Annotated in this window: 4 protein-coding genes; 1 reads left to right on the top strand and 3 read right to left on the bottom strand. The window is 55.3% G+C overall.

Going from position 1 to position 5,063, the window contains the following annotated elements:
- Window positions 1-65: 65 nt before the first annotated feature.
- From NJLHNGOC_RS15165 to NJLHNGOC_RS15155, 3 genes are all read right to left on the bottom strand, one after another.
- Window positions 66-695, bottom strand: coding sequence for a TetR/AcrR family transcriptional regulator (locus tag NJLHNGOC_RS15165; protein ID WP_010512257.1), 630 nt, complete (start codon window positions 693-695; stop codon window positions 66-68).
- A gap of 120 nt (window positions 696-815) precedes the next feature.
- Window positions 816-2,795, bottom strand: coding sequence for an oleate hydratase (locus NJLHNGOC_RS15160; protein ID WP_014106954.1), 1,980 nt, complete (start codon window positions 2,793-2,795; stop codon window positions 816-818).
- Between the two features lie 208 nt (window positions 2,796-3,003).
- Window positions 3,004-3,900 (bottom strand): LysR family transcriptional regulator, encoded by an 897-nt coding sequence (locus NJLHNGOC_RS15155; protein ID WP_113597080.1) that lies wholly within the window; start codon window positions 3,898-3,900, stop codon window positions 3,004-3,006.
- 98 nt (window positions 3,901-3,998) lie between these two features.
- Between NJLHNGOC_RS15155 and NJLHNGOC_RS15150 the strand changes: the two genes are divergently transcribed.
- Complete coding sequence (locus tag NJLHNGOC_RS15150) at window positions 3,999-4,817, top strand: pirin family protein (RefSeq protein WP_014106956.1); 819 nt, start codon at window positions 3,999-4,001, stop codon at window positions 4,815-4,817.
- Window positions 4,818-5,063 lie beyond the last annotated feature (246 nt).

Here is a 5,063-nt window from a genome sequence, read left to right as displayed (position 1 = left end):
TGGAATCACAGAGCAGACCTCAATACCAGAGGGTTTTTCGAACCCTCCATCTGAACAACTGCTCATCAGGACAGGGCGTCCATAGTTTGTGTTGTCTCTGCCGGGCATCCGGTGACCGACCTGAAAAACGCGAGAAATATCTGATCGCGAGGAAAGGCCCCGGCCACGCTACCCTGCACAATCAGACCTGACCAGAGAGCGTAGAGCCCGATGGCGACCTGCCGGACCGGGAGTATAAGATGCAATCCATATAAATGGGTCAGTTCTTCAAGGAGAGCTGAGAACACGGCGTGGCAGGCCGACTTGCAATCATTGTAGCGGGCCGCGAACTGGCTATCCCGCTGGGCATGAAGTTGTAATTCGATCGAAAGCAGGGACCACTGTGGCTGCCCCGCCAGTTCAGCAAGGCGCACCGACAGCTGCGCAAGGGTCAGATTCAGGTCGGCCCCGCGCGCTCCCGAGACGAGTGTACGAAGCACCATGGCTTCTTCCTCGATATGCGCACGCATGATCTCTAGAAGCAGGTCATCCTTGGTTTTGAAATTCGAGTAGAACGCACCCTGAGAATGACCCGCCATGTCACAGATACGCCGAATGGATGCTGCCGCAACGCCCTCGGTCGCGATTGCAACATTGGCTGCCGTGATCAGACGATGACGGGTTTGTTCCTGTGTCTCTTTTCTCGTCAGTCGCATAAGCCCGCACGTAATTTAACGTTGAGTCCGAATATATGTGTCAGGATCACCAGAAGATATCCTGGCCATGGGTGTCGCCAGGATATCAGACTATTGTCCTCCCGCTACGGAGACCTACCTTTATGTTCGTTTCCACCCCAGATTAGCGCGAAATTTTTCCAGCCAGTCTGTTACTTTGTGCAGGGCCTCACTCCCCTTTCCAAACAAGCCGGACAGATCGTTTCCAAAATCATCGCCATCTGCCTCTTCTTTCTTCGGTAGAGGTGGCAGAATATGAGAGAAATAGGTTTTATCAAGAAGGCGGTGCAACAACCGCTCACCAGGGAATGGTTCCCCATTATTGATCGCTCTGGCCGCTTTGAATATTGTCCGGATATCATACTGCGTCGGACTGATATCCGGAACCTGTTTTGGTAGTTTAAGCAACGTATAGACCGCGATACGCGCCGTACGGACCGAGCTTTCCATTGTAAAAATAATGTCGTTGCTGGTCTCTACGAACTGACCAAGCAGACCAAGGTTCGTGCAGCCCTCGGGAACGACATGCGGCCGGTCTCCAGCAGCGCGCGGCATGAACTGTGCTGTAATATAAGGCATCAACGCCAGACGAACCTTCGTGTTCAGCGCAATGGCGTCCAGTTGCTCCACTATTCCGAGATGGTAGCAGAGTTCAGACAGAATTTCCCGACCGGTACAGGCGGGCATCGGCTTCTTCACATAATTGCCTTCCTTGTCCATCAGAAGAGCATAGACCCAGATCACCAGCACATCATCAGGCTGGGTCGGAAAATGTGGCTGACGATTGCAGGTGAAACTGAGCACCCAGTTTGAGTCGGTGAAGGTGATGACACCGCCCGTTACGGTCTTGCCCGAATAGGGATCGTTGACCGAGAGCTCCTTCAGTTTATCGACAAAAGGTGACGGCCGACAGGTCAGTGTCGCGGACTCCCACATTGAGCCTTTGACATCACCATAGAACTTATCCGGCCGACCAAAGACAGGAGATTTCCGGGCCAGATTGCGCCACAGCGTCCAGTCGCTCTCTTCCCCGGGCTCATGAAGGCCACGTTCCAGAACTGGCACCGTGTCCATGTCACCATAGGCCGTGCCTTCCGTCATGGAGCCGGTCAGGGCAAAAACCAGATCATTCGGATGAACAGGTATGGTGGTTTCCTGTCCATCGACCATGGCCCGCAGTCCGGTTACGGTCTTTTCGTCCCCGCGTATCTGAAGATCGACATCATGAACGCGCGTGTTGAACTGGATCTTCACGCCCTTGTCCTGCAACAGACGTGCCAGGGGGACGACGAAGCTGTCATACTGATTGTATTTCGGGAAAACGAGCGTCGACATGTCCGCCATCCCGTCGATCGCATCCAGGAAGCGATGCATGTACAGTTTCATTTCCAGCAGGCTCTGCCAGTTCTCGAAAGCGAACATCGATCGCCACAGGTACCAGAAATTCGTCTCGAAGAAGCTTTCGCTGAAATACGCCTCTATCGTGATGTCATCGAGGTCTTCCTTGCGCCTGAGCAAGAGGCGGATCAGTTCCCACTGATGCGATTTGCTGAGGCCCAGAGTCGCGAAATCACGAATTTTCCCCTGTTGGTGCATGAGGCGGGATTTGGAGTAATTGGGGTCATTATCGTTGACCTGCCGATATTCATCGAGAACACTAAAGCCCGCAGGGAGTTCAAGGGCTGGAACATCCTGGAACAGATCCCAGAAATTGTCGTAGTTCCAGTTCATCTCCCGGCCGCCGCGAACGATATAGCCCTCTTCGGCGTTACCCGCGCCGTCCAGTGACCCGCCGGCAATGTCCATCGTGTCGAGGATGGTGATGTCTTCACCTTTCATCCTGCCATCACGGATCATGTAGAATGCGGCGGCAAGCCCGGCAATGCCGCTGCCAATGATCCATGCCTTGCGGCCATCCACCGCCTCAACCGGCACAGGATGATTGCGCATATATGGCCCCATCATGTCAGGTGGAGGCAACGTGTCCTGCGGTCCCTTACGCCAATAGGTCGCCGTTGCATCGGTTTCGACAGTGAAGGCTCTGGTCGGGCTTTCTGAGCCTGAGGATACATTATCACTCATGACAATCCCTTTATTCTGGCACGACAGTCGGTCATCGCACTATCCGCACGGATGACGATATCATCTGATATTCAGATATCAAATGATATTCCGTTTCGATGCAATTTCCATACAGGTAACAGATTAAGGCAGGGCCAGATTTTCCCTTAGTCACAGACGGTCCATCCATGTTTCAGAAGCTGAAAACCCTGGACACCAACGCAGCCTGTCAATCAGTTTCCCCGGCCAACTCACGACCGCCTGTGGCTTCAACCAGATCATTCAGCACAGTCTGAACGGCTAGAGACCGATACCTCTGACGACTTGTTACAATCCAGGCATCCGCCTGTTCGGGCGGATAGTCAGGCAGAATTTTGCATAATATCCCCTGCTTCAGGTCATTCGCGATCATGAAGTCCGGCAACATGGCAATGCCATGACCAAGACGCGCCAACTGGTGCGCCACCAGCATGTTTCCGGCCGCGATGTTCCATCGCATGACGCACTCCCACCCACCGTCGAAACGCCAGGTATCCAGGCCGGCACTGGTCACGATCGCGTTATGCGCTGCAAGATCCGATGGCGAGAGTGGGGTTCCCGCCTGCGCAAGATAGGCAGGTGAGGCCACAAGAAGCCGCCGGACCATACACAGCCTTCGGGCAATAAGGTCACTGTCGCCCAGATTCCCCATGCGGACGGCAAGATCCACGCTCTCTCCTATAATGTTGATACGGCGCTCTGTCAGTTGCAGATCAACCTTCAGGTCCGGATAATCGGCCGTCAGCCTGACCAGATGCGGGGCAATCAGATACTGTCCAAGCGCCGCCGTTGTCGTGAGGGAAACACGCCCGGCAACCAGTTGCTCCCGCTCGGCAATCGCCCTTGCGGCATTACCCGCAGCCAGAATGGAAGGCTGTGCCATTTCATAGATGCGCCGCCCTTCGTCCGTCAGGGAGAGCGCTCGCGTGGACCGCCGGAACAACGATGTGCGCAACAGCAGTTCCAGATCAGCAAGGCGTCGGCTTACGGTAGATTTTGGCAGCCCCAACGCTTCTGCGGCGGCCGTAAAGCTTCCCGCTTCCGCAATTGTGACGAGAAGGGCCAGATCGTCCAGAGAAGGTTTCATTGTCCTGAAAATGGGATATTATCTTTCCAAAATCAAACCTTACCGGAACAGCCGCGCAGAATTACGATGACAGCACCCTTACTGAAGGAGGTTCCGTCATGATCGCGTTTTCTTCCGTTTATACACCAACCCAGGCCCGTCACGGCGGCGTCTTCTCGGCCCGTCAGTATCCCCGTCAGGCCTTCGGCAACATGATCGATCCGGTCCTCAATATTGACTGGTTCGAGATGAATGGGCCGACTTTTCCGCCCCACCCGCATGCCGGGTTCTCTGCCGTGACTTATGTTTTTGCGGACTCACCCAACGGTTTCATCAATCGGGACAGCATGGGTGATGTCATGGACATCCGTCCTGGCGGCCTGCACTGGAGCCGCGCGTCCAGCGGCATGATGCATGAAGAAGTGCCCATGCCTGGCGGCGGCCCAGCCCGAGGCCTGCAGATCTTCATCAACCTCCCGGCTGCAAACCAGCGTGATGAAGCAGCAGCTTTCTCTGTTCCTCCAGAACTGGTGGAAACCCGCTCAGGCCCGGGATGGAAGAGCCGGATTGCCGTCAACGGCACCACATTGGGCAAGACGGAACACGCCCTTCCCTCCTCTGTCCGGGTCGAAGAAATCACGCTCGACGGAGCGGCCAGACATTCCATTGAGGTGCCCGCCGGCTGGGGCGGCATCCTGGTCGTTATCGAAGGCAGGTGCGTCCTCGGTGAAACACCGCTGTCCGAGACACAGGCCATTGGCTTTGCGAGCAGTACGGAGAGCAGCTTCCAGGTCGAAACCTCTGCTGGCCCGGCCCGTCTTGTCGTGATCAGCGGCGCGCAGCTCAAACAGCCAGTGGTTGCGCATGGCCCACTCATGCTCGCCGATACAACGCTGTTACAGGAATCGTATCACCGCGTCAGTGGATTGCATCTGTAACACCAGCATCGTCTTTCATCTTGACCGAAACAGGAACATCGCCATGACAACATCTCGTATCCGCAACCGTTTCACGGCTGAAAACTCAGCCCTGCTCCTTATCGACCATCAGGTGGAGGGTTCGAAAAACCCGCTGGTTTTGAAACCAGCTCTGTGATTCCATTCGTCCGGTTCTGACTGAGGGAATGGCGGTATGAAGCAGACGGGATTTTTTGACGTTGAAGAGCGGCTTGCCCGCTTGAGCGG

Origin of the sequence: Novacetimonas cocois (assembly GCF_003311635.1) — a bacterium.
Classification (GTDB): domain Bacteria; phylum Pseudomonadota; class Alphaproteobacteria; order Acetobacterales; family Acetobacteraceae; genus Novacetimonas; species Novacetimonas cocois.
This window is presented reverse-complemented; position numbering and strand designations above follow the sequence as displayed.

Excerpts from the sequence above, each read along its gene's own strand:
- NJLHNGOC_RS15160 (WP_014106954.1), bottom strand. The coding sequence starts at position 2,795 with ATGAGTGATAATGTATCCTCAGGCTCAGAAAGCCCGACCAGAGCCTTC.
- NJLHNGOC_RS15165 (WP_010512257.1), bottom strand. The coding sequence starts at position 695 with ATGCGACTGACGAGAAAAGAGACACAGGAACAAACCCGTCATCGTCTG.
- NJLHNGOC_RS15150 (WP_014106956.1), top strand. The coding sequence starts at position 3,999 with ATGATCGCGTTTTCTTCCGTTTATACACCAACCCAGGCCCGTCACGGC.
- NJLHNGOC_RS15155 (WP_113597080.1), bottom strand. The coding sequence starts at position 3,900 with ATGAAACCTTCTCTGGACGATCTGGCCCTTCTCGTCACAATTGCGGAA.